The following is a 23,301-nucleotide window of genomic DNA, read 5'->3' as shown; positions in this document are numbered from 1 at the left end:
CAGATGAGTGGAACAGGCATCTTGCCTGTTGTTAATGATGGTGGCAGATATCAGTTAGAAGGGATTTTCTGTATAATCTTCTTGGAAAACGGTCGATCGGGCGATCGACACAATGGTGGAAATGGGTACTTGACAGAAATATTTCTGCCGAAATTGTTCTTCGGAGACTGCTGCTAGGAATTGGGCTGCAACACGGGCGGCGGTGGGGGAATTTTGCTCCTCGAATTGAGTTGAAGGGCTAGAGAAGAAGGTTTTGGAGATGTGCTCTGGCATTTCTCTGGTTTCTGGTTGTCTGGTGATGTGGAAAGCTCGATCGCGATAATTGACTTTGAAACCGAGATGTTTTAGGGTTGTGAACCCCAGTTGCAGGGATGTGTCGCCGATGCCGAGTTTTTGGCGCAGTTGCTGTCTGGTGACGGGTTTGTTGGTGCGGCTGAGGTATTTGGCGATGCCGATTAGCTGTTGGCAGATTTGCTGCGGCGGTACGAGTGGCGGTAATGTGTAGGCGATCGCGAGTTTTTTCTGAGTGTGCTGTGCTTGGCGAAACCAGACGCGCAATTCGTCCCAGCTTGCGGGGCATTCTTTGAGGACGATCGAGTTTTCGCGATCGACCATTTCTGAATTGTAGACTAGATTGGACGCTGACATTTGAGATTCCAAGTTTGTGCTAACTAGGAACAACTCTTCATCATTATTTCTGTTTCGCAAGTCTACAATCCAATCTATCTTAGTCGGCGAATTTATTTTACCATCTTCCGTGCCCGAATGGACTGCTATCAACCGCACTTCATACTCCGACGTGTAAGTATTGAAATCGAGTTCGACAGTGGCATCGCACCGCCCTTGGGGAACTTCGTCTCGGTAGTGTTCCCACCAGATACCGGGAAATCCTGCATCGCTAGATTCATCGCAAATTTCAAAAGAAGTTTTGATATATTTTACTTCTTTTCCTTTTAAATCTTTAATATTCCGATTGTAGACATTTTTAAACCAGCAATTTTCAATCAGCAATTTGGGTACGGGGTTTCCCATGCCGCAGGGTTCGAGCAATTTTAGTTCTTGAAACAACTCTTTGCCTAATTCGGCGACAGTAATTTTCAAGTCGGCTGGAACGGGGGCTGCTGTCAAACTATCTGTGCTGTATTGTTGTCGCAGTTGCTGATTAACAGCATCGGTAAATAGCGGGATATTTTCAACGGGGAGACTCAATCCGGCTGCGAAGGGATGACCGCCGAATCTGTCCAATAAATGCGCTTGGTCTTTGACTAATTTGTAAAGGTCGATTTGATGGGCGGAACGCGCGGAACCCCTGGCGATTTGGGATTGTGGATTGGGGATTTTAGATTGAGAAAGTGTTTGCGAATCGGGGTTGAAAGAATCGATAAGTTGCGTTTCAGGAAGAGTATCGTTGATTTCTTCGCTTCCTTCGGTGCAGAATAAAATCACCGGGCGGCCGTATTGTTGGGCGATTTGTCCTGCTACTAATCCCAATACTCCTACGGGCCACTGGGGGTCGCTGAGGACAATAACGCTAGTAGTTGAAAGGTCGAGTTTAGCTAATTTGTTGGCGGCCTCTTTTGCAACATCTTTTTGTAAAGATTTGCGCCTGGTATTGGCAATTTCGGTTAAATTTGCTAGTTCTTCGCAGCGTTTTTTGTCGCGGCTGGTGAGGAGTTCTACGCAGAAGCTGGCGGAGCCTTGGATGCGGCTGACGGCGTTGATTCGGGGGCCGATGCCGAAGGAAATGTCGGTTGGGCGATCGCCCGATCTCTTGCACAGTTCGAGCAATTTTGCAACTCCCGGGCGGGTGGGATTTGCGATTTGTTTTTGCAGTTGTTGGATGCCGAGTTGCGCTAGGTAGCGACAGTCTCCTGTAAGTTGGACTAAATCGGCAATTAAGCCGATCGCCACTAACTCCAATAAATCTGCGATCGGGCGCTGCGGAATATCCGGCAACGTGTGATATAATGCTTCGATTAATTTGTAAGCTACGGCGACGCCAGAGAGGTTAAACAGTTGGTGGTTGGGCGAAAAGTAGCGGGGATTGATAATTGCTGTCGCTGGCGGGCGATCGTCCGGCAATGTATGATGGTCGGTGATAATTGTATCTATGCCTAAACTTGTGGCATATTCGATTTCAGCGATGTTTGTACTGCCAGTATCGCAGGTAATAATTAGGCTAATTCCCGATTTTGCTAAAGCGTCTATTCCGGGAATATTTAGTCCGTGAGATTCGGTTAAGCGGTTGGGAATATAATAACTTAGTTGGTCATTTTGAACGAAAAACTCTCCCAATCCGTCCCACAAAACCGAGGTAGAGGTAATCCCGTCCGCGTCGAAATCTCCCCAAATTGCAACTTTTTCGGCGCTGTTTCTTGCTTGCTGAATTCTGGCGATCGCCCAGTTCATTTCTAGTCCGAATTCAAAAGGACTTGCTGGTTGGTAAAGTTTGGGATTTAAGAAACCGGGTATTTGTTCGGGGTTTTGAATTCCTCTATACCAGAGAAGTGCAGCGGCATAGTTTCCCGGGAGTTCGGGCGCGTGGTTTCTGACAGCTTGAAGCAGCCAATCTGGGGGTTGAGGTAAGGGTTGATTTTGCCACTTTCGATCTATTTCTGTCATTCGATTTTAGATTTTAGATTTTAGATTTTAGATTGTTACCACAGATGAATCCGAGGGCTTTTTTGTATGTTAAATAAAACTTAAGCGAGTTACTGGTTCCCCGGCTCTGCCTGGGAACCCATTTCCAGAGGCTCTGCCTCGCTTACGATCTGGAAAATTGGAGGCAGAGCCTCCGTATTGGCGTTACCAGGCAGAGCCTAGTAACGAGTAAAATTGGGGGGGGCTTGTTTATATATTAAATAGATATCTCCTCGATTATAGCAAGATTTGGCAGCCAATTTGCGGGAGTTTCTGCGGGAAGATTGGGTGAGGAAGCTTTGGTATCTTGGGTGCGGTTGCAGCGAGTCGCGAATTGACAGGAATCGCAAAGATTTGAACTAATTTCTACTTGGGGGAAGAATTCACCGCCTTCGGTATAGCGCTGTCGCCAGTCGGTTAGCTGGTGCAATAGGTGGGTTAAATGTTGTTTTGTGCGATCGTGTTTTGTTTGGTTGTAATTAAATGTGAGTTTTTGCGGCGGTTCTTCTCCTTGCAATTGTACGAACCAGTATGTCATGGAAACTTGTTCGGGGGAATAGTCGCTGGTTTCTACTAAGACGTATAAATAGAGGCGAGTTTGCCAACTTTCGGCTATCCATTTTGATTTTTGAGGGCGGGGATAGGTTTTCCAGTCGAGAATTTGGGCTGTATTTGGTTCGGCTATTAATAAGTCGTAGATAACAGTGAATAGGTAGTCTTGAAAAATCAGGAGGCGGGGGTGTTCGGCTTGGCGGAAAATTCGATCGCTATTTTCTGAATTATCGAAAAGTTCGGGTGCGGTATTGATAAATGCTGCCACACAGCGTCCCAGTTCTGGGTCTTGTTGGATGATAAATTCAATGGGAAGCCCGAGTTCTCGCTGCTGCATTAACAGGTGAAAGTGGCTTCCCCATGTGAGTTTTTCTTTGTGTTCTGGGGAGGCGGTGGTGGCGAGTAGTTCGAGGTAGCTGTGTTGGAATTTGCGGGGGCATTCTTCGAGGATTTTGAGTTGGGTTTGGGAGAGTCGGAGCATTTTTTTAGGATTGTAGATTTTATATTTTTTATGATTGTAAGGGGTATCGATCTTTTTTTAACCGCAGATGTCGGCAGATGGACGCAGATAAACGCAGATAAATTAGGGCGAGCGATCGCGTTTTTGGAGGAGAGTGCGTGAAGCGTAGCTATCCCGTAGGGAATCGCACTTTTTTTTCCCATGTGCGAATGCTCATGGATTTGTCTTGAGGTTTTTGTAGTGTAACTCTGCTAACTGTTCGTAAGCTTCTTGTTCCTCAGCTAAATCTGTATCAATCTCTTCTCGATTAGCATGATAATACGTTAAAGCTGCATAAACTTGTGCGATCGATAAGTGAGTCATCAGCCTAGCAATTTCTTCCGCACTGTTACCCTGCTTGTACAAAACGGCGATGCGGCGGACAAAAGTACCAGTTTCAGCAATAATCGGACGACCGCCTCGAAGGTTGGGATCGCGGATAATTAAAGTCCCGATGTCTACTACAGTTGTTGTCATACATTTTCTCAAGTTACTTAACTTGATTATATAGATTTCTTCTGAAAATGTGTAACTGTTTATGCCCCTGATGGTTCTCTTTAAGCAAAAATTGCGTAAAGAATTGAGAAAGATTAAGAGCGATTCCCTACGGGATAGCTACGCTTCACGCACTTTTCCCCACGCCCCTTTACAACTTCCCAATTTGTTGAGCAAACCACATCGCCGCCGTCCCATTTCCCTCACCCAAAAGTTTCAAAGTCTCCGATAGTAAAGCAATTGGCAAGCCCTCAAGGGCACGGGAAATTTCGCATTCCTGATATTTTCCGTTTTCCTGCAAGCGAAATGCCAAAACTCTCTCGCCCTTAATATCTACTACCCAATACTCAGGAATTCCCAAAGCAGCATACAAGCGCTTCTTTTGATCTAAATCGATCGCCAAAGTAGTATCGGCAGTTTCTACCACTAAATCGGGAATTCTCGATTGATTCAGATTGATTCGCCGCGGTTCCCCTTTTTGCCACTGGATGAATTCTCCGCCAATATATAAAATTCTATCCGGCGCACCTCCTCCCACCTTTGGCTTCTCAATTACACATCCACCCAAATCATCGAAAGCTTGTCCTCCTTTGCTGACAAACCAAAATCCAAACACCAGAGTCAAGAGGTTGTTAAATCTGGCGTGCTGAGGCCCTTCATTACCCATGTCTATCCAAAGATATCCTTCATAAAAAAATATTCTCGCTTCTTCCAAAGACGGATCTTCGCAGGCTGCTACATAATCTTCCCATGTCGCGGCTTGCCATTGGGGAATTTCGCCCACTTGAGACACGATGAATTTTGCAGTTGTAGAAGTCATGATTTAAAAGCAAATTGAGGATAAAATTATCCTAACTTAGGTTGATATTTATCTGCTGCGGTAATTGGTAGTTAGTAATTTGTCAATTTTTATAGCCCCCCTTTTTTAAGGGGGGGATCAGATCCTTGTGCTTATCGAATTGCTGTGGGCGCTGCCATTGGTACTTCTAAGTCTGGTTGCAAGTCAAAGACTACCACAAGCGTTGCTTGAGGCATCAGTTGACGCAGACACAGCAAGTGTCCGTCAGCATCCGATCGACTGCGAAATCGCCCCACAATCGCCCGCTGCATACTGGGCATGAGTTTGGCGATCGCCCACGGGTAAAGGCGTTTTTGGTACGCGATCGCCCGAGGATTCGCAGTGAATCCCTGTTGATAACCGTTTTGTGGCATGATGGTTTAGTATCCTCTATGGACTACAGGAAAGGGCGTTAGTAAGTCTCTTGCCGGAAATCGACTAACGCCTCTACTACTATGATTAAACACCAAACTCACCTCATGTGTCAAGACTTGGCGCTAAATATTCACACTTGCTATATTGAAAGGTTTATTCAGCTATGGATTTGAGAGCCTTGAGAGAACGTGCAGGGCTGACAATCTTAGACGTAGCACGGGAACTAGAATGCGCGGAGTCTTCAATTCGCAACTGGGAAAAAAGCCGAACATTGCCAAAAATGGAAGTTTGGCAAGTATTCCGAATGCGAGATTTGTATCGATGTAGCGAAGCAGAGTTGGTGCTAGCTGTCAGAAAGTCAATGCCGACGGAAAAGAAAGAACAGACAAAACTGACGGAGTAACAATACTTATGCAGTCTTGAACTGTTTGTTAAAGTAATAGATTTTATTTTTTCAACCGCAGATGCACGCAGATAAACGCGGATGAAATTGCGATAGCCCTGCACATCAACATCACACAATCACTCTTTTGTCAATACAAAAACACTTCCTTCATTTCCGCGCCCCAGCCGCAAATCCTTATCTAAATAAGTAATATCGAGCCATCCCTGCTGTTCGCGAGTATCGAAGCTGAAATCTACAGCAGCGAACTTTTTACCAGACTCAATCTCATTGATAAACTTGACTGGAGATTCATAGCCAATCAACCTGCTTAAACCCAAAATTGACCGCTCAAACTTCACCTGCACTCGCCGTTCCGAAGTCGCCTCAAATGTCGCCGCCACGCTGACAATTCCTTCCAAATAAGGCAAGCCGTAAAGTTCGGCAATGTTGTAAACTTTAGATTCTTTGACGCGGATAGATTGATAAATTTGACCCAATTTTACCAAGGGAAAACCGTCAAGATTCAGCAGTGCGCGGCTGGTGGTGTACAATAACCGCCAATCACCATTTAAAAGCTCTGCGGCTTCGACAGGGCGTGGTGTGGGGTTGTAATCTTCCAATTGGGCGATCGCACTTAAAATCGCTTGTTTGTCGCTGGGAGTCGCCAGCAAACCGCGATTCTTACCAGCAATTATCTCTAATAGTGCAGATTTTCTAAGCATAGTTTTTTAGAAGTCATTAGTCCTTAGTCATTAGTCATTAGTCATTAGTCATTAGTCCATGAGGTATGCACAGGAACTAAATAGTTTTTTTACCGACGCTTATGATGAGGCTTTTATGTACGCAGTTCGCCCTACATTTACTCTATTCTTCAGTCTCGCGTGGCGCGGACTTCGCTTGTGTAGTAGCGGCTTCAACCGCCGAGTCTTATTATTCTTTTGTCGGCGTCCGGCGGACATCGTTTGTATAGTAGCGGTTTCAACCCCCGAGTATTATTGGATTTAGCATGAACCATTACCAATTACCCATTTCCAATTACCCAGGCCCAATAACTAAGATACCAAATTTCACGAGATAGAGCAGCGTCCGATACAGGTATACTGATTCTTGCTCGTTGTTCGCATAACGCCTGAGAATTTCCCCGACGCTGACAGCACCATTTTGCTCGATCGCATTCAAGATATCCATTTGAATCTTAACAGATATTCTTCTGTCTTGACCGAAGCTGGTAAACCAAATTGTTTGTAAATGTCTTAGAAGTTCCGGAGTCGCGATCGCACCCAGACTCAGCATCATCTCATTGCTTAAAGTTCTAGTCGCATAATGGCCCAACACCCGAAACGGATCGTCGCCCAGCGGATAAGGCGGTTTCCCGGCTTTTAAAGCGGCTGACTCTGGTGCCAAAAGGCGAATTTCTGCTAATTCCCGCCACAACTGTTCGTAAGCAGCAATTACTACTTTCCAATCATAAATCTCCCTCGCCCTTTGTCTGGCACTTTCCCCCATCCGCTTTCTCAATTCCGGGTTTTCAATTAATTGGCACAAAGCGCGGGTGCAGGCATCAATATCAACGGCTGTGGCCAGGGAAGTGTGACCCATGTAAGTCGGCCAATTTAAGTTGCCTTCGAGATAATTTAGGGCTAAATCTAAACAAGCTTCCGGGGGCGGGATGAGTGTGGGAATGCGGAAGCCGTCGATTTCGTGGCGTACTGATTCTTTGTAGCCGTTCCAATCGGAGACTATGGCGGGCACTCCGTTGGCCATCGCTTCAATGGGTGTCAGTCCGAAGGTTTCTTGAATGTTGTCGGAAAGCGAAATAAAAATATCGGCGGCCGACCAAATGTTAACTCTAATTTCCGGATTTCTGCCGTCTAAAAAAATAGCATTTACGGACGGACAAAAGATTTGGGCGCTATTTTTAAAGTCGGGTTCTTCTCTCGGATCTTCGATCCAACCGGCTTGAATTAAGTGGATTTTGGCTTTTGTCTGTTGGGCGGCGCGCTCTAGGGCGATGTACATTGGTACCGGATGGGCTTTGGCAGAGAAAGTCAATCGGCCGACAAATAACACGACTGTATCGCCAGCAGAAATGCCGAGTTCTTGGCGCTGTCGATCGCCCGCACGAACGGCTTCCACACCCTGCGGAAACGCGCTGCAATCCACTCCAAGGGGAATAACGGGCAATTTGACCAAAATTTCCGGTTGACCGCCGTTGCGCTGCGCTAAATATTCAGACCACTCCCTCAGAACTCCTTCTACGGTGTTTTTCACGGCGTTAGAGGTGCAGATCAGGGCGTCCCAAGGTTGAACTGGTGCTGTTACCAAATTGCCGATCGATTCCATGACATACTTAGTGGCGATCGTGTGAGTAACGCCGCAAACGCTGTAAGCCCGCTGATCGACAAATCTGCGCCCCCAAACCATATCTGCAAGGGCGGGATCGGGTCGATAAATTGTACCCGGTTGAGATAGCAAATCTGGTCGATCCGTCGAAATCCAGCGGACTTTCCGAGGTTGTTGCAGCCAAGGTTGGATGCGCGAACAAAACTCCTTAAATGTTGCTGCGCTGTCTGCGAAACAGTAGAGAGAGTCAGCAGTACCGTGTTGGACTAAGCTTTTGAGAAATCCTTCTCCGGCTGAATGACGCCCCAGAAGTCTTTGCCCTGTGGTGTCGTAACCGTCTTTGCTGTATAAAACCGCCGCCGTTGTATCCATCCTGAGATTTATTGCTTGAGAGTTGGCTGAATTCGGCAGAGGGCATTGGCCATCAGGCTTTGACGCAAAAGCAAGAGACTGCTCTGAATCAACCGCTTGCCCGCCATGTGTCCTGCGATATCTTAAAAGACGATCGCCTCAGATTACAATAATTACGGCTAAAGAGGGATTGGCAAGATCGGATTTTAGTGTTATCGTGAGGCCCATGATTGGGGGCGATCGCCCGCATCCGTCTGCCATCCTATCGGGCTCCGGAACCAAAGAGTGCCTGTGGTATAATGCCTTAGCCATACTAAATGCCGGATTTGCTCGCCCTTATCGAAGGAGCAGTCAGCCGGCAAAAAATTACCTCTACTCGATCGCGTCTTTGCCTTTAGAAACCGAGAATCATGTACAACCCATCTCTGCGCCAAATACCTCGCCACTTGCCTGCCGATGTAATTCCATTAAAGCAGCAATCTTCCCTTTTAGACTGGTTGGAATCTAACCATCGCCTGTTAGCAAGGGATGTCCAAGAACCCGACTATCTGCACGAAGAAGAAATTTCTGAACTAATGGCAGTTGACGACAGTCCTTACGATGATTTAGAAGAAGAAGTAGAAGATGATGCGGGTGTAGGGGACGAATAACTGGTAGAAGGGTGAGTCGATTTTAGATTGAAGAATTTTAGATTTTAGATTGAAGAATTTTAGATTCACTCCACTGATGAATCTGGTATCTCGAACAAAAGTCTAAAATTTGGGGAGCATCGACGACTTAAATCGGGGACTTGTACCCGCTTTTTGCGGGTGAAGGAATCAACCGGAAACAGGGAAGAAAAACTAAGAGATTTCCCAATCTCCTGTATCGCACCCTATTCCCCAATTCTCAATTGCTTGCGATCAAATGGTGTGTGTTGAGGAGTGACATGGATAACTTTGTTGATGACAAAATCCCTTTTAGTATGCCTTTCAAACTTACAGGCAGGAATTTATTCCTGCTGCTGGGTTTGGGGCTCGGCATTGTAGCGATCGGTTTAGATGTAGCAGCGGGTAGACTTTTGGATGCGCCTGCATCGCTATTTATGCCGCTAGCTGTTTGTGCAGCAGTGGCATCGGGCTTGGGCTATCTAGTTGTGCCCGTACTCCAGCAACTGAAAGCAGGACAAATAATTCGCGAAGACGGCCCCCAAGCTCACTTAAAAAAAGCGGGAACGCCGACAATGGGAGGCATATTTTTTGTGCCGGCAGGGGTCGCAGTCGCTTTGCTTTGGTCGAGATTTAACTCAGATGTTGTTGCCGTATCGGCTTTAACTTTAGCTTACGGTTTCATCGGCTGGCTCGACGACTGGCAAATTCTCCGCCGCAAGTCGAATAAAGGTATTTCACCTCGGATGAAATTGGCTTTGCAAGTAGGTTTTGCAGCTCTATTTTGTCTGTGGCTGATGTTCCACAATCCAAGTATTTCTACGAACGTTGCTTTGCCTTTCGGTTGGGTATTGCCTTTGGGTTTGTTGTTTTGGCCGCTCGCGGGTTTTGTGTTGGTTGCTGAAAGCAATGCTACTAATCTTACTGACGGCGTTGACGGTTTGATGGGAGGTTTGGGGGCGATCGCACTTTTGGGACTAGGCGCATCTGTAGCCTCAACTTCGCCAGAATTAATGATATTTTGCGCCTGCACCAGCGGCAGTTGTTTAGGTTTCTTAGCCCACAACCGCAATCCTGCCCGAGTGTTTATGGGGGATACAGGTGCGTTGGCTTTGGGCGGTGCGTTGGGTGCGGTAGCTTTATTAACAAATAGCCTTTGGATATTATTAATAATCAGCGGGATTTTCTTTATTGAAACGCTGTCAGTAATTGCTCAAGTAGGTTATTACAAAGCGACAAAAGGCCCGGATGGCATCGGCAAGCGTCTGTTAAGAATGGCTCCGCTACACCACCATCTAGAACTGTGCGGCTGGCTGGAAACTCAGGTTGTTGGTATCTTTTATTTAACTAACGGGGTGTTAGTGTTAATGATTTTGATGTTGACAGGCAACAGTTAACATCGGATTGGTAACAGACTTTACAGCATATGTAGCTGATGTTTTCTGCAATGTTAAAAAACAAATAAGATGCCCGTTCCACAGGAACTCAATGCAGTTGTGGAACGGGCATCTTCCCCGTTTCAGACTCAAAAAACGCTTCTTCATTCAGTTGACAGTTGACCTGTGACAGTTGACAGTTGACTGCTTGAGGGCGACCTCTACCTGGAAGTCCGAGGATTGGAGTAATGAATCGTCTTCTTTTAATTTCTCCAGATCGGGCTTTGGGCTTTAAACCAATTATTTCTGGTAACTACGAACAGGCAAGAGAGGACTGAAGTCCGAACGATCGAACAGGCAAGAGAAGTTAAGGACAAATCATGAACAGTGAGGAGTTTTTACCGATTGTTTCGGTTGTGGTACCTGTTTACAACGGCGAGACGGATTTGCCGGAATTAATTGAGTGTCTGCGATCGCAAACTTATCCGCCACACAGAGTACAATATCTCCTAGTAGACAACAAAAGTACCGATTACACTTCAACTATCCTTCAAGCAGCAGCCAAATCCCCCAGCCAAGAGGGGTTCAATCAAATTACCCTTCGCAATCTCACCGAAAGTACAATTCAAAGTTCCTACGCCGCTAGAAACAAAGGAATTCGCGCCTCAACAGGCGAAATCATCGCATTTACCGATGCCGACTGTCGCCCCGAAACTCAATGGTTGGAAAATTTAGTCAAACCATTGGCTGACTTAGAAATAGGAATTACCGCAGGTGAAATACTCGCCCTCCCCGGTAAAAGTCTCTTAGAAAAACACGCAGCCCGCGAAAATACTTTATCTCAAAAACATACTCTCGCTCACCCTTTTTGTCCCTACGGCCAAACCGCCAACTTAGCTGTACGCCGAGAGATTTTAGCACGAGTCGGTTTATTTCGCCCGTACCTTACGAGCGGCGGCGATGCGGATTTGTGCTGGCGGATTTTGCGGGAAACATCCTATAAAATCTATTTTGCCGAAAATGCGATCGTCCGACACCGCCACCGCTGTACAATAAAACAGTTACAAAGTCAATGGCATCGCTACGGCGAGTCGAATAAATATTTGCACGAACTCCACGGCGTCGATTTGATGCGAGAATTCACCACAGGGGAATATTTGTATCGGCTGAGTAGGTGGTTGTTAAAGGAATTGCCGGTTGCTGCTGCCAAATGCGCGATCGGCAAACTCGATCTGGTAGATTTGTTCAATACGCCGATCGGTCTAGTAAATGTCAGGGCAAGGGCGATCGGACAGCGACAAGCCCAACTTCCTTTAGCAGCTAGGGAAATTGAGCGACTTTAATCCTTAGAAGACGCTCGCCGTTGAAACCGCGTCTATACAGGCTTGCACCCACTAGAGAGCGGGTTGAAGACTTATGTTATTCTCTTGAGTCCGCGGAGGACGTTCGGCGAAGCTCGCTTCGACTTCGCTCAGCGTTGCCCGCTCGCTTGTCGAAGGGTCGAGCCGCGGACATCGTTTGTTTGGCGTGCGGTTTCAACCGTACGTCCGATATTTGCATCCTATAAGTACAGTTTATCTGTAGATAAGTATGCTGAATCAGGGAATATGAAAATTTCCGGCAATCCTTAATATAAAATTAATAAGTCTATTTTGAAGCGCGCGGTTTCAGAACGACCAGAAACTCGCAGTCACCGCCAAAATTTCTTTACTTGTGGCGAATGCCCTCAGCCGAATGGCGATCGAGATTATTCTCAGATTTTTAAAGTTTTGTAACATTTACAGGTAATGCCAATGGCTCAAATCTTACTCCAGACCGTTTGGTTTATACCCTGCTATCCGCTCATCGGCGCATTTCTGTCGATACTGTGGTTTCCGGCAGTAACTCGCCGCACGGGGCCTAGACCATCCGGTTACGTAAACGCCATCTTAACCTTCCTCGCTTTCGCCCACGGTGTCATCGCCCTGACAGCTATCTGGAACCAACCAGCCAGGCCGCAGTTCATTCCCTGGCTCAACGTAGCAGGTTTAGATTTAACCATTCCTGTAGACATCTCTGCTGTCACCATCGGGGCGACAATTTTGATTACCGGACTGAACCTTCTGGCGCAGATTTATGCAGTCGGCTACATGGAGATGGACTGGGGCTGGGCTAGGTTCTTTTCCCTGATGGGGCTGTTTGAAGCGGGGATGTGCGGCTTGGTATTGTCCAACTCTCTGTTTTTCAGCTACATGATTTTGGAAGTCCTGACTCTGGGAACTTACCTCCTCATCGGGCTGTGGTTCAATCAGTCTTTGGTGGTGACAGGCGCCCGCGACGCATTCTTGACGAAGCGGGTGGGAGACTTATTCCTGTTGATGGGAGTAGTCGCAATTCTGCCGCTGGCTGGAACTTGGAATTTTGACGAGTTGGCCGTGTGGGCTAAAACTGCAAACATCGACCCCACAGTGGCGACGCTGTTGAGTTTGGCTTTGATTGCCGGCCCGATGGGCAAGTGCGCCCAGTTTCCCTTGCACCTGTGGCTGGATGAGGCGATGGAAGGCCCCTTGCCGGCGACGATTTTGCGGAACACGGTTGTTGTGGAAACCGGCGCCTGGATTTTGATTAAATTGCAGCCGGTGATTGCTTTGTCGCCCGTGGGGCTGAAGACAACTATTATTGTGGGTGCTGCAACGGCGGTGGGTGCTTCCTTAATTGCGATCGCCCAAATCGACATCAAGCGCACGCTTTCCTATATAGTTAGCTCTTACATGGGCTTAGTATTTATCGCCGTCGGTACCGGACAAACCCAAACAGCTTTGACATTGATCTTTGCCTACAGCTTGGCAATGGGTTTGTTGGTGATGAGCATCGGTTCGGTAGTTTGGAACAGCATCACTCAGGATGTCCGAGCTCTCGGCGGTTTGTGGCCGAAGCGCCCGATATCGGGAATATCGTTTCTTGTCGGCGCCGCTGGAGTTGTGGGACTGCCGCCCTTCGGTTGCTTCTGGGCTTTATCAGAATTAGCAGGCGGGCTTTCGGAAACTCACCCTTCACTGTTAGTAGTAGTGCTGTTTGTCAACGGCGTAACTGCTTTTGGCTTAGTGCGCGTTTTCGGTTTAGTTTTCGGCGGCAAACCGAAGCAAATGACCGAACGTGCGCCCGAAGTTCACTGGCCTTTTATCTTGCCGATGACAGTGTTAATGGGATTTACCTTGCACGTGCCGCACTTGCTCGCAGCGTGGCAATTGCTGCCTTTGGCAACTTTGAATTATACTGCGGCCGGACTGTTAGTTTTGTCAACGGCGATCGGCATCGGTGCCGGAGCATTTATTTACCTCAACGAAAAGTGGGAAAAACCAGTGCGAATCGGTTCTCAAGCCCTGCAAGACTTCTTTGCCTACGACTTTTACACCGCCCAACTTTACCGCGTAACAGTGATATTTGCAGTCGGCCTGGTTTCGCAAATCATATCCTGGTTCGATCGCAATATTGTTGACGGATTCGTAAATTTAGTAGGTTTTGCCACAGTTTTCGGCGGACAGAGCCTCAAATACAACGTTAGCGGTCAAACTCAGTTTTATGCCTTGACAATTCTGTTCGGAGTTGCACTTTTGGGACTGCTAGTAAGCTGGCCTCTGTTGGCTCGCCTCTCGCTGATTGTCGGCGGGTAAAGAGATATAACGTTCAAGATTTGAGGTGACACTTTGAACCTAAAATCTTAAATAAATGAAGTCTTGAACAAAGATTTCAAACTTTCTCGAACAAGGCAGCACACATGAACAACAAGAACAGACAAGTAAATCTTTCCCGGCGCAATTCGCTCAAATTTGTCGCAGGAGCAATAGGTACAGGGATACTAGCAGCACGAGCAGGCGCTGATGTGGCTGCACCCGCACCAGCAATTGCTCAAAATGACATGACTCCCGATGCAGCTTTAAAACAGTTAATGGACGGGAACAAGCGGTTTGTTGACAGAAAACGCATAAGTCCCCACCAAGACTTCCCCCGCATCACCGAAATTGCCAAAACTCAAAAACCCTTTGCTGCTATTCTCGGCTGTGCGGATTCGCGCTTTCCTTCCGAGATTATCTTCGATCAAGGATTTGGAGATTTATTTGTCTGTCGCGTGGCCGGAAATGTAGCTACCCCAGAAGAAATTGGCAGCCTGGAATTTGGCACGCTGGTATTGGGAGCAAAAGTGCTTGTGGTAGTCGGGCATGAAAGGTGCGGTGCGGTAGACGCAACCCTCAAAGGAGCTCAAGTTCCCGGTCAAATTGGCAGTTTGATCGAGGCAATTAAGCCGGCTGTAGAAAGCTCGAAAGACCAAGCGGGCGACAAGCTAGAAAATGCCTGCAAAGCGAATATTAGGTTGCAAGCTAACAGGTTGAAAGCCTCTCCAGTTATCTCTAAGTTAATTCAAGAGAATAAACTGAAAGTTGTTGGTGGATACTACGATTTAGATACGGGGACAGTCACTATTCTTTCTGAGTCGTGAGGGAATTTGGGATTGATAATTGGGGGAAAGTTTAACATATAAACTCTCAACTTATCAAAGACAAGAGCCGACAAAATAGATTCTTTACTCTTCACTCTTCACACATTATGCTTAGTGCCTTGCTCTGGTTGCCCGCGTTGGGCGCTGCGGTAGTCGGGTTCTTGCCCGGAAACATGAATACGATGCGGCTGCGTTCGGTAGCCTCCGCCTTCGCTGCTGCTATTTTCCTGTTAAATATCTGGCTGCTGGCTCAATTTGACACGGCCAATTCAGGACTGCAATTTCAAGAATATTTGCCTTGGATTCCGCAATTAGGTTTGAGCTACAACTTGGGAATTGACGGTTTGTCTTTGCCGCTGTTAGTTTTAACCGCACTGCTGACGCTATTAGTAATCTACGGCACCGGCGAAGGGATAGCTCGCCCCCAACTTTACTACGCTTTGATTTTGCTGATCAATGCGGGTGTTGCCGGAGCTTTGATGTCTCAAAATTTGCTGCTGTTCGTACTTTTTTACGAGCTAGAATTAATTCCTTTTTACCTGTTGATTGCGATTTGGGGCGGCAAGCAGCGGGAATACGCTGCGATGAAGTTTCTGATTTACACGGCAGTTTCGGGACTTTTAGTTTTAGCGGGATTTTTGGGTGTAGCTTGGCTGAGCGGCTCTTTAAACTTCGATTACAGTGCGATTACCACTCAAGAATTATCCTTGAAAACGCAATTAATCCTGCTAACAATTGTGCTAATTGGGTTGGGAATTAAAATTCCTTTAGTGCCCCTGCACACTTGGCTGCCGGATGCCTACGTCGAAGCTTCGCCAGCAACAGCAATTCTGTTGGGAGGCGTTTTGGCGAAGTTGGGAACTTACGGCTTAGTGCGGTTTGGTTTGCAGTTGTTCCCCGAAACTTGGTCGATTGTCGCTCCGGGTTTAGCGATAATCGGTACGGTGAGCGTGATGTACGGTGCTTTGAGCGCGATCGCCCAAAAAGATATCAAGCGCATGGTAGCCTATAGTTCGATCGGGCACATGGGCTACATCCTCGTCGCCTGCGCTGCCGGCACCAAACTCGCCTTAATCGGTGCTGTCGGGCAAATGGTAAGCCACGGATTGATTTTAGCCTTGCTGTTTTATCTCGTAGGCATCATCGAAACCAAAGCAGGCACCCGGGATTTAGACGTACTCAACGGCTTAATGAACCCCATGCGGGGTTTACCCACGGCGAGCTCGCTGTTAGTTTTGGGCGGCATGGCAAGCGCCGGAATTCCCGGTTTAGTCGGTTTTATCGCCGAATTTTTAGTATTTCAAGGCAGTTTCTCAGCATTTCCAATTCCGACTTTACTGTGCATTTTAGCCTCTGGTTTAACAGCAGTTTACTTTGTAATTCTGCTCAACCGCACCTGTTTTGGAAAGTTGGACAACGCCACGGCTTACTACCCTCCAGTTAAGTTTGCCGAAAATATGCCAGCCCTAGTTTTAGCCGCGATCATTTTCTTCTTGGGAGTGCAACCGGTGTGGCTGGTGAAGTGGAGCGAATCTACTACAAATGCGATGGCCGTAACCCTGGCAACTGGCAGATATTCTCAAGTAGCTGTCAGCTATCAGCAGGAGAAATCAGTCATTGATCATTAGTCATTGGTCATTGGTCATTGGTCATTAGTCATTGGTCATTGGTCATTAGTCATTGGTCATTGGTCATTGGTCATCAGTCATTAGTCGCTACCCCCCACCGATGATGAAATTTATTCCTGGTATTCTTGTGGCACTTCGCGCCGCAATCGCGCCATTCCTTCTATGGGATGCTGTGGATGGCACAATCAGCGTTTGGTTCATCATCGGTTACTTAGTTGGGTTTTTCTCAGATATCTTCGATGGCGTTATTGCCAGACGCATCGGCGTCAGTAATGCACAATTACGTCAAGCCGATAGTTGGGCTGATGTCTGCTTCTATATCTGTGTATTTGCTAGTGCGTGGCTGGTGCATAGAGATGTAGTAATAGCCTTTGGAGTCCCGCTGCTGGTTGTTGTTTTTGTACAGTTGGCATGGTGGATTGTTAATTTGCTAAAATATGGTAAACCAGCCAGCTACCACACCTACTCCGCTAAATTTTGGGGACTAACTCTGTTCATTGCTACTCTTGCTCTTTTCGGCTTTAACTATGCAGGAATTCCCCTGTGGCTAGCTATTATTTCTGGCATCATTCATACTGTAGAAGAGATTGCTATGACACGGCTATTGCCAGAGTGGAAGCATGATGTTTTGAGTATCTTTCATGCTCTGCGGTTGCGTCAAAAATTGATTTCTGGTTCCCTCAGTCACGACTAAGGTCGGGTTGAGAACAAAAGGCAGCTTTTACGGGACAGAAAAATAAGAATCCAGGGTTCAAATTGTCCAAATAATATTGCTATTCATTAGGAGAAACAGAAAATGGTACAAACCCCTACTAAACCAGCAACTAAACTGCCTCCTTCCAAGCACGAATTTGCGGAAGTAATTCACAGACTGGAAGCTGGCGGCGCGATGATTCCAGATACGCCGGAAAATTTGATGCAAATCATCGCAATTTGGAAGGCCTACGCGGTACCGATGGATTTCTACTGGCGCGATTTGCTTTACATCGCCGAACGGGTATTTTTACACCCGCTTCCCTTCTTTAAATACTTCTTGCCCCAGGAGTATTTAGACTTGCAAAATCACTATTCGGGCGACGGTGCAGATTTGCGGATTTGGCGGGGGACTGGAAGCGCACACCCGGAACTTTTGGAGTTTATGGAAAAAGGGGAAACTGGGAAACTCCCGCGATTGCTGCACCATTTGTGGCACGATCGCATTAACATGGAATTTGCCGAAGAGTGCATGAGGTCGATGCTGTGGCACCGGGGGATGTACGTACCTGTCAACCAGTTTGACCCCTATCTCGACAGCGACGAATACAAAGCTAATGCCGATCGCGCCATTAAAGCTTACTTCAAAAAAGACCCGTTCATGCTGGCCCTGCACAAAGCATTCCCCGAACTGTTTTTAGAACAGTGCCGCCAGATGTCTTATTACAGCAATCTCGGTTTATTCTGGGAAGTAATGGCACCGGTGTTTTTTGAAGTTTCCGACTTGTACGACGAAGGGAAAGTTACCACAGTCCCGCAGGCGATGGATTTCCTGGTCAACGGCATATTTGCGATCGCAGGTCGTCCGATTTACCACCACGTTCTCATCGACGGCGAAACCTACGAAATCATTCCGAAATCAAAAGGTTTCACTTGGCTGTACGAAGCGGCGCTACCTTACGTTGAATCTGTATTTTACCGCACTTCGCCGTTCCGGGGAACCAAATCTTACAACGCTCAAGCGAGGGAAGTTCCCGACGACCAAAAAGACTTCCACTACGGAGTTTTGTATGCAGACAAATTCCCGGTTGGAACTGCCGGCATCCCGCCGACGTTGCTAGCCCAAGATATGCTGCACTTCCTGCCGCCTTATTTGATGGATTTCTACAAACAGCGGTGCCGCGGCGAAGATGATATCCTCAATCAAATTGGGGTGACGTTCCAGCGATCGATGTACTGCGTTACTTCGGCGGTAATTCAAGCTTTGCGAACGGCGCTGTTGTATCCTTTGGATGACCCAAATCCGAAACATTTGAAGGCGAATCGGGCGTTTTTTGAGTCTCAGATCGATCGCTTCTGCCGCCCGGAATACGGCATGAAATATGCCGCGAAGTTGAAAAATATTCAGACTTCGGATTACAGATAGTCAGTTGACAGTTGACAGTTGACAGTTGACAGTTGACAGTTGACAGTTGTCAGTTGTCAGTTGTCAGTTGTCAGTTGTAGAGTTTTTGCAAAAATTACTATCCAATCTTGAGATAATATGCGCTAAGATGAGTAAATCTGCGGTTGGCAAATTCCTCGAAAATTTATGTAATAAGTCTAAAAACTAATAATTAATAACTAATGACGGCTGACTAATGACTGCTGACCAATGACTAATCACTAATTACCATGAACAGCAAAGACTTAGCCAAATATATTGAAGCAACGGACGGAATTTCCAAACCGTGGCTGTTGGTGCAACTGCGGCTGAAAAAATTGCAAGAAAGGCGATCGGAGATTTCTGCTGAGGAATATATCACAGAACTTACCGACCTCCACCAGGATTTAATGAATCTGGGCGAATGGTGGGTGGGAATCGAAGATGAAGTGTTTTAATTCGTTTTGAGATGGGTGAGATAGTGGGTGAGGAATCAACCTCCTCTGTAAACGTCCTTCCGATGTTGGCATTGCAACAGCAAAATCGTTAGCTTTTCATCTTCTATTTCATAACGAACGCGATAATCACCCATGCGAATACGGTATTCATTTTCCTAACCTTTGAGTTTGATTTCTCCATCTGGGCGCGGGTTTTCGGCAAGTTGCTGGAGTTTGACTGCGATACGGCAGACATCCTCGGGCCAGGCATCTAGCTGCTTTTGCACAGCTTTGGGTGTAATGATTGTATAAGTCATAATGACTTTCTTGCCCGTTGAGTCGTATATTGGTCAAACGTGATGTAGTCACCGGCTTTGTAATCAGCACGGGCGGCCTCAATTTCAGCAATATCTTCGGGAAAATCTTCCTCTTGGGGGAATAATTCAGCTTCCAAAAGTTCCCAAAGCTTCTGTTTTTAGGCAATTTCCAGTGACGAAATTGCTTCTAGCAGTGATTGAAATGAGATGTCTACTTTCACGGTATTCTCAGCCCTTCAAACTTTTCTCCATATTTAGTTTTACATTTTTAATTGTGTCCTTGCCCATTCTCGCAGTTGCTCGTCGGGGCGAATCCGGTCGGGATAGCTGCGCCGCGCGTACTTAAAATTTATCCACCAAATCTTTTTCTGCGGCATCAACATCTCGTAGCTGTTGCAGCGCACAAGCAGCTTGGCAAACGATACTCTTGTCAGTGGCACGGGCAATGATGTATTTGTTTTAGGTTAACACTTCGGATAGTTTTTGATTGCCAACCGTAGAATAAAGGCTTCAGGGCGATCGAGATGCTTTCGGGTAAATCAAAGGTTTCAGACTGCGACCTAAAAGATGTCCGGACTATTGATATATCGTACCCGATAATTTTACCATAATTCCACTGGGGGGTAGGTTCGCGACCGGTTTCCAATATCAGCCTGAAATCGGCGTAAACCGCCACGGGTGAAATATTGCGATCGATGGGGCCTGATATGATTTGTTGTTATTTTCGATTTAACTTCGCGCCTGATTAGCCGCATCAATATCAATTTTTATATGAATAAATTTATTACTCTCACCTCATGCTTGACATTATAAAGTTAATTGAGTAAATTTTAATTAGAGTATATTTTCGTGATGAATTCACAAAAATTATCAGTAGGACTGTATTAAGCTCTTAATCATCTATCCGGCAGTCAGGTAGGGTGCGTCAGCTCGTCACATTTTTTGCCATATTTTAAGCGGATAATCTAACGCACCCTAGGTCTGAACGAAAAGGCAGATTTTAGGTATAAAATGAAAGGCTCTCCTGCTTGAATGTTCGCGCCAGTAAATATATTGAACACAGTTTATCGGTTTTTTATATCAAATTTAGGTGCATCTAGATGGGACAGATAATTATTAACGAATTCCGGCGCGCTACGGGAGACTTTACAGGCAACGAGTATGTAGAGTTACTGCTGACAGAAGATTTAACAGCAACTCAGCTTCAGAGCTACTTTGTAGGCGACTCAACTGCTCTAACAACAGCTAAATATTCGGCTTATCGATTTGCCAACATGGCAAATATTGCTCCCGTATTTAAAGCAGGAACAATAATTGCGATCGGCGGAGCGACCGCCAATCAAGAGATTGCCTACAACCCCATACTGTCGGGAACAGATAACGATTGGAACATTCGATTGAGTCCCGAAGGTGGATTTTTGACAAAGCTGCTCCCAGCGGGAAATTTTGATGGGGATTTCGCGGCTTCAGATGTTGTTTATGTTGACAATACAACTCAAACAAATTTCAATACAGTAGATTCGATCGCCTGGAGGACATCGGGAACGCACGGAGCCTTTGGCAGTGCAGCTAAAGTGCAAATTCCCGCCCCAAGCAACGGGGGTAATGTCGAGTTTTCCAGCGCTCTAGGCGGCGTCAACATCACTGCTAATTATGCTGTAAACAGTCCAGGTTCTATCGGTTTGCCCAACGGCGGAATTAACACTATTTATATTAACCGTCTCCGCAACCCGCCAGTCAACAGCGCTCCGACTTTGGCAAATCCTAACGTTAATAATACGCCGATCGCAATTAATGAAGATACAACCGACGCAGCTAACACTGGCTTTAGTATTTTCAACCTCACTAGCGAGTTCGGCAGTGATGCTAATGGCGATCCTTTGGGTGTCGCAGTCACCGCCGCAGACAATACTAACGGCAACTGGCAATTTTCAACTAACGGCAATACTTGGACAAATTTCGGCACATTGTCGGAAAGCTCAGCAACAATCCTCGGCCCAACTCCTCTTTATAATGGCTTGCTTGGCAACACTCCCAGTTCTCAAAATTGGCTGTCTTTGACTAACTTAAATATTATTTCTCCTACAACTACTGCTTCAGAAATATTGAGCGGTAATGGAGTTAATTTAAACAGCAGTGCTGCCAATAGCATCTATGCTGGCTATACAGTAAATCCTTTAAATCCTTTAACTTCGTCATTTCCTACGCTCGATCGCACTTCAGGATTTAGCTTATCATTTAATCTCCAAATTATCTCGGAAGCCCGCACTAATTCCAATCGAGCGGGTTTTAGCATTATTGCCGTTACCAGCGATCGCAAAGCAATTGAAATTGGTTTCCAGCAGCTATCTGCAACTTCGGGCAATATCTTTGCCCAAGCAGACGGCATTACTCCCAACCCGGGCGGACAACTCAATAGCTTATTTTTGGGCGCCGAAAGTGTTGGTTACAACACCAATCTTGCTACTAACTACACTCTGAGAGTTCAAGGCGACAATTACTTTCTTTCAGATGGCAGCAATATTATACTAACCGGCCCGCTGCGAGATTATGCTGCATTTAGCGGCGCGATCGACCCTTACGAAACTCCTAATTTTCTATTCCTCGGTGACTACACAACCTCAGCTCAATCTAACATCAACCTAACGCGAGTTTCGCTGCAAACGCCTGCGAAAGTCCGCTTTGTACCCAACCCAGACTATTACAGTACCGCGGGAAGCGAACCAACCATTACTGTTCGGGCGTGGGATGGAACTAACGGAGTAGGTAACGGTACTGCGGGCGTTAACGCTTCAGTTACCGGGGGAAAAACGCCTTTAAGCGCTAATTCGATCGCATCGACAATTACCGTTAATCCAGTTAACGATGCACCTGCGTTTGTCAAAGGGGGCGATGCCTTCGGCCGGCTTCGCCAACGCACTGTCAACCGCAACTCGGGCGCGCAAACCATCCCCGGATGGGCGACGGCGATTTCTCCGGGCCCGGCTAACGAATCGGGACAAACCCTTACATTTCAAGTAGTCGGGAATGACAATACTGCTTTGTTTAGCGTACCACCTGCGATCGACTCGGCGGGCACGCTAACCTTTACACCGGCGGCGGGGGCGATCGGCAGTGCTAATATCACTCTCAACCTCAGAGATAATGGGGGTACAGCTAGCGGTGGCGTCGATACTTCCGCCAATCAAACTTTCACTATCAACCTTACCAATCCAGGCACATTCAACTTTAGCAACGCCAACTACAGCGTTAATGAAAACGGTACATTTGCCACAATTACCGTGACTCGCACCGATGCTACTAATGTGGCTGCTGCTGTCAGTTACAGCACAACTAACGGCACGGCTAATGCTGGTAGCGACTATAACCAGACATCGGGAACCTTAAATTTTGGAATTGGCGAAACTTCTCAAATTTTCACTGTGCCAATTATTGACGATTCGGTAATTGAAGGCAAAGAAACTGTTAATTTAATTCTGAATAATCCCACTACTGGAGGAGATTTAGGAACTCTTTTTAGTGCTGTTTTGACTGTGGTAGATACAACTCCGACGCCGACGCCCATTCCAACTGCGACGCCAATTTCAATTCCAATTGCCACACCAATTCCAATTCCCATTCCAATTGCCACACCAATTCCAATTCCAATTGCCACACCAATTCCAATTCCCATTCCGACGCCTGCGGAAACTCCGACTCCGACGCCAATTCCCATTCCGACGCCTGCGGAAACTCCGACTCCGACGCCAATTCCAATTCCCACACCAATTCCAATTCCAATTCCCACACCAATTCCAATTCCAATTCCGACGCCGACGCCAATTC

At 46.7% G+C, this 23,301-nt stretch carries 22 protein-coding genes; 11 read left to right on the top strand and 11 right to left on the bottom strand.

Annotation, left to right across the window (positions count from 1 at the left end; translation table 11 throughout):
* Positions 1-54: 54 nt before the first annotated feature.
* The 5 genes from QUB63_RS25415 to QUB63_RS25395 form a co-directional block, all read right to left on the bottom strand.
* On the bottom strand, positions 55-2,622 hold the full coding sequence (locus QUB63_RS25415) for a single-stranded-DNA-specific exonuclease RecJ (RefSeq protein ID WP_332948116.1): 2,568 nt from the start codon (positions 2,620-2,622) through the stop codon (positions 55-57).
* A gap of 235 nt (positions 2,623-2,857) precedes the next feature.
* Entirely contained in the window at positions 2,858-3,673 is an 816-nt protein-coding gene (locus QUB63_RS25410; protein WP_332948115.1) for a PD-(D/E)XK nuclease family protein, read from the bottom strand.
* A gap of 192 nt (positions 3,674-3,865) precedes the next feature.
* Entirely contained in the window at positions 3,866-4,168 is a 303-nt protein-coding gene (locus QUB63_RS25405; protein WP_332948114.1) for a DUF433 domain-containing protein, read from the bottom strand.
* A gap of 169 nt (positions 4,169-4,337) precedes the next feature.
* Positions 4,338-5,006, bottom strand: a complete 669-nt coding sequence (locus tag QUB63_RS25400; RefSeq protein WP_332948113.1) for a Uma2 family endonuclease — start codon at positions 5,004-5,006, stop codon at positions 4,338-4,340.
* Between the two features lie 131 nt (positions 5,007-5,137).
* Positions 5,138-5,398: a hypothetical protein gene (locus tag QUB63_RS25395; RefSeq protein WP_332948112.1), complete on the bottom strand. Its 261-nt coding sequence runs from the start codon at positions 5,396-5,398 to the stop codon at positions 5,138-5,140.
* 164 nt (positions 5,399-5,562) lie between these two features.
* Here QUB63_RS25395 and QUB63_RS25390 point away from each other — a divergent pair, with 164 nt between their 5' ends.
* On the top strand, positions 5,563-5,802 hold the full coding sequence (locus tag QUB63_RS25390) for a helix-turn-helix domain-containing protein (protein WP_006631291.1): 240 nt from the start codon (positions 5,563-5,565) through the stop codon (positions 5,800-5,802).
* 119 nt (positions 5,803-5,921) lie between these two features.
* On the opposite strand, the gene QUB63_RS25385 is transcribed toward QUB63_RS25390, so the two are convergent.
* Together QUB63_RS25385 and QUB63_RS25380 are read right to left on the bottom strand one after the other, a co-directional pair.
* On the bottom strand, positions 5,922-6,506 hold the full coding sequence (locus tag QUB63_RS25385) for a PAP/fibrillin family protein (protein ID WP_332948111.1): 585 nt from the start codon (positions 6,504-6,506) through the stop codon (positions 5,922-5,924).
* 313 nt (positions 6,507-6,819) lie between these two features.
* Complete coding sequence (locus QUB63_RS25380; RefSeq protein WP_332948110.1) at positions 6,820-8,499, bottom strand: glycosyltransferase family 4 protein; 1,680 nt, start codon at positions 8,497-8,499, stop codon at positions 6,820-6,822.
* A 389-nt stretch (positions 8,500-8,888) separates the two neighbouring features.
* On the opposite strand from QUB63_RS25380, the gene QUB63_RS25375 reads away from it, so the two are divergent.
* The 9 genes from QUB63_RS25375 (at position 8,889) to QUB63_RS25335 (ending at position 19,180) form a co-directional block, all read left to right on the top strand.
* Positions 8,889-9,128, top strand: coding sequence for a DUF3134 domain-containing protein (locus QUB63_RS25375; RefSeq protein WP_332948109.1), 240 nt, complete (start codon positions 8,889-8,891; stop codon positions 9,126-9,128).
* 278 nt (positions 9,129-9,406) lie between these two features.
* Positions 9,407-10,522 (top strand): phospho-N-acetylmuramoyl-pentapeptide-transferase, encoded by a 1,116-nt coding sequence (gene mraY, locus QUB63_RS25370; protein ID WP_332948108.1) that lies wholly within the window; start codon positions 9,407-9,409, stop codon positions 10,520-10,522.
* Positions 10,523-10,881: 359 nt separating this feature from the next.
* Positions 10,882-11,844: a glycosyltransferase gene (locus QUB63_RS25365; protein ID WP_332948107.1), complete on the top strand. Its 963-nt coding sequence runs from the start codon at positions 10,882-10,884 to the stop codon at positions 11,842-11,844.
* A 450-nt stretch (positions 11,845-12,294) separates the two neighbouring features.
* Entirely contained in the window at positions 12,295-14,154 is a 1,860-nt protein-coding gene (locus QUB63_RS25360; protein ID WP_332948106.1) for an NAD(P)H-quinone oxidoreductase subunit F, read from the top strand.
* Positions 14,155-14,258: 104 nt separating this feature from the next.
* Positions 14,259-14,978, top strand: coding sequence for a carbonic anhydrase (locus QUB63_RS25355; RefSeq protein WP_332948105.1), 720 nt, complete (start codon positions 14,259-14,261; stop codon positions 14,976-14,978).
* Between the two features lie 107 nt (positions 14,979-15,085).
* Positions 15,086-16,606 carry an NADH-quinone oxidoreductase subunit M gene (locus tag QUB63_RS25350; protein WP_332948104.1) on the top strand — a complete coding sequence of 507 codons (1,521 nt, stop codon included), beginning with the start codon at positions 15,086-15,088 and terminating at the stop codon, positions 16,604-16,606.
* Positions 16,607-16,706: 100 nt separating this feature from the next.
* Positions 16,707-17,300: a CDP-alcohol phosphatidyltransferase family protein gene (locus tag QUB63_RS25345; protein WP_332948103.1), complete on the top strand. Its 594-nt coding sequence runs from the start codon at positions 16,707-16,709 to the stop codon at positions 17,298-17,300.
* Positions 17,301-17,402: 102 nt separating this feature from the next.
* Positions 17,403-18,725, top strand: coding sequence for a CO2 hydration protein (locus tag QUB63_RS25340; RefSeq protein WP_332948102.1), 1,323 nt, complete (start codon positions 17,403-17,405; stop codon positions 18,723-18,725).
* A gap of 248 nt (positions 18,726-18,973) precedes the next feature.
* On the top strand, positions 18,974-19,180 hold the full coding sequence (locus QUB63_RS25335; RefSeq protein ID WP_332948101.1) for a hypothetical protein: 207 nt from the start codon (positions 18,974-18,976) through the stop codon (positions 19,178-19,180).
* Positions 19,181-19,215: 35 nt separating this feature from the next.
* Here the strand turns inward: QUB63_RS25335 and QUB63_RS25330 are convergent, their stop codons facing one another.
* The 4 genes from QUB63_RS25330 to QUB63_RS25315 all read right to left on the bottom strand — a co-directional run bounded on the left by QUB63_RS25330 (position 19,216) and on the right by QUB63_RS25315 (position 19,916).
* A complete protein-coding gene (locus tag QUB63_RS25330; RefSeq protein WP_332948185.1) occupies positions 19,216-19,320 on the bottom strand; it encodes a type II toxin-antitoxin system RelE family toxin in 105 nt (34 codons plus the stop codon).
* Between the two features lie 15 nt (positions 19,321-19,335).
* Positions 19,336-19,476 (bottom strand): type II toxin-antitoxin system RelE family toxin, encoded by a 141-nt coding sequence (locus QUB63_RS25325; RefSeq protein ID WP_332948100.1) that lies wholly within the window; start codon positions 19,474-19,476, stop codon positions 19,336-19,338.
* A complete protein-coding gene (locus QUB63_RS25320) occupies positions 19,473-19,613 on the bottom strand; it encodes a hypothetical protein (RefSeq protein WP_332948099.1) in 141 nt (46 codons plus the stop codon). Before QUB63_RS25320 ends, QUB63_RS25325 begins: the two co-directional genes overlap by 4 nt.
* 123 nt (positions 19,614-19,736) lie before the next feature.
* On the bottom strand, positions 19,737-19,916 hold the full coding sequence (locus QUB63_RS25315) for a hypothetical protein (protein WP_332948098.1): 180 nt from the start codon (positions 19,914-19,916) through the stop codon (positions 19,737-19,739).
* 660 nt (positions 19,917-20,576) lie between these two features.
* Here QUB63_RS25315 and QUB63_RS25310 point away from each other — a divergent pair.
* The coding region (locus QUB63_RS25310; protein ID WP_332948097.1) for a choice-of-anchor Y domain-containing protein at positions 20,577-23,301 on the top strand (2,725 nt) is incomplete at its 3' end.

It is taken from the genome of Microcoleus sp. ARI1-B5 (genome assembly GCF_036705795.1).
Taxonomy (GTDB): domain Bacteria; phylum Cyanobacteriota; class Cyanobacteriia; order Cyanobacteriales; family Microcoleaceae; genus Microcoleus.
This window is presented reverse-complemented; position numbering and strand designations above follow the sequence as displayed.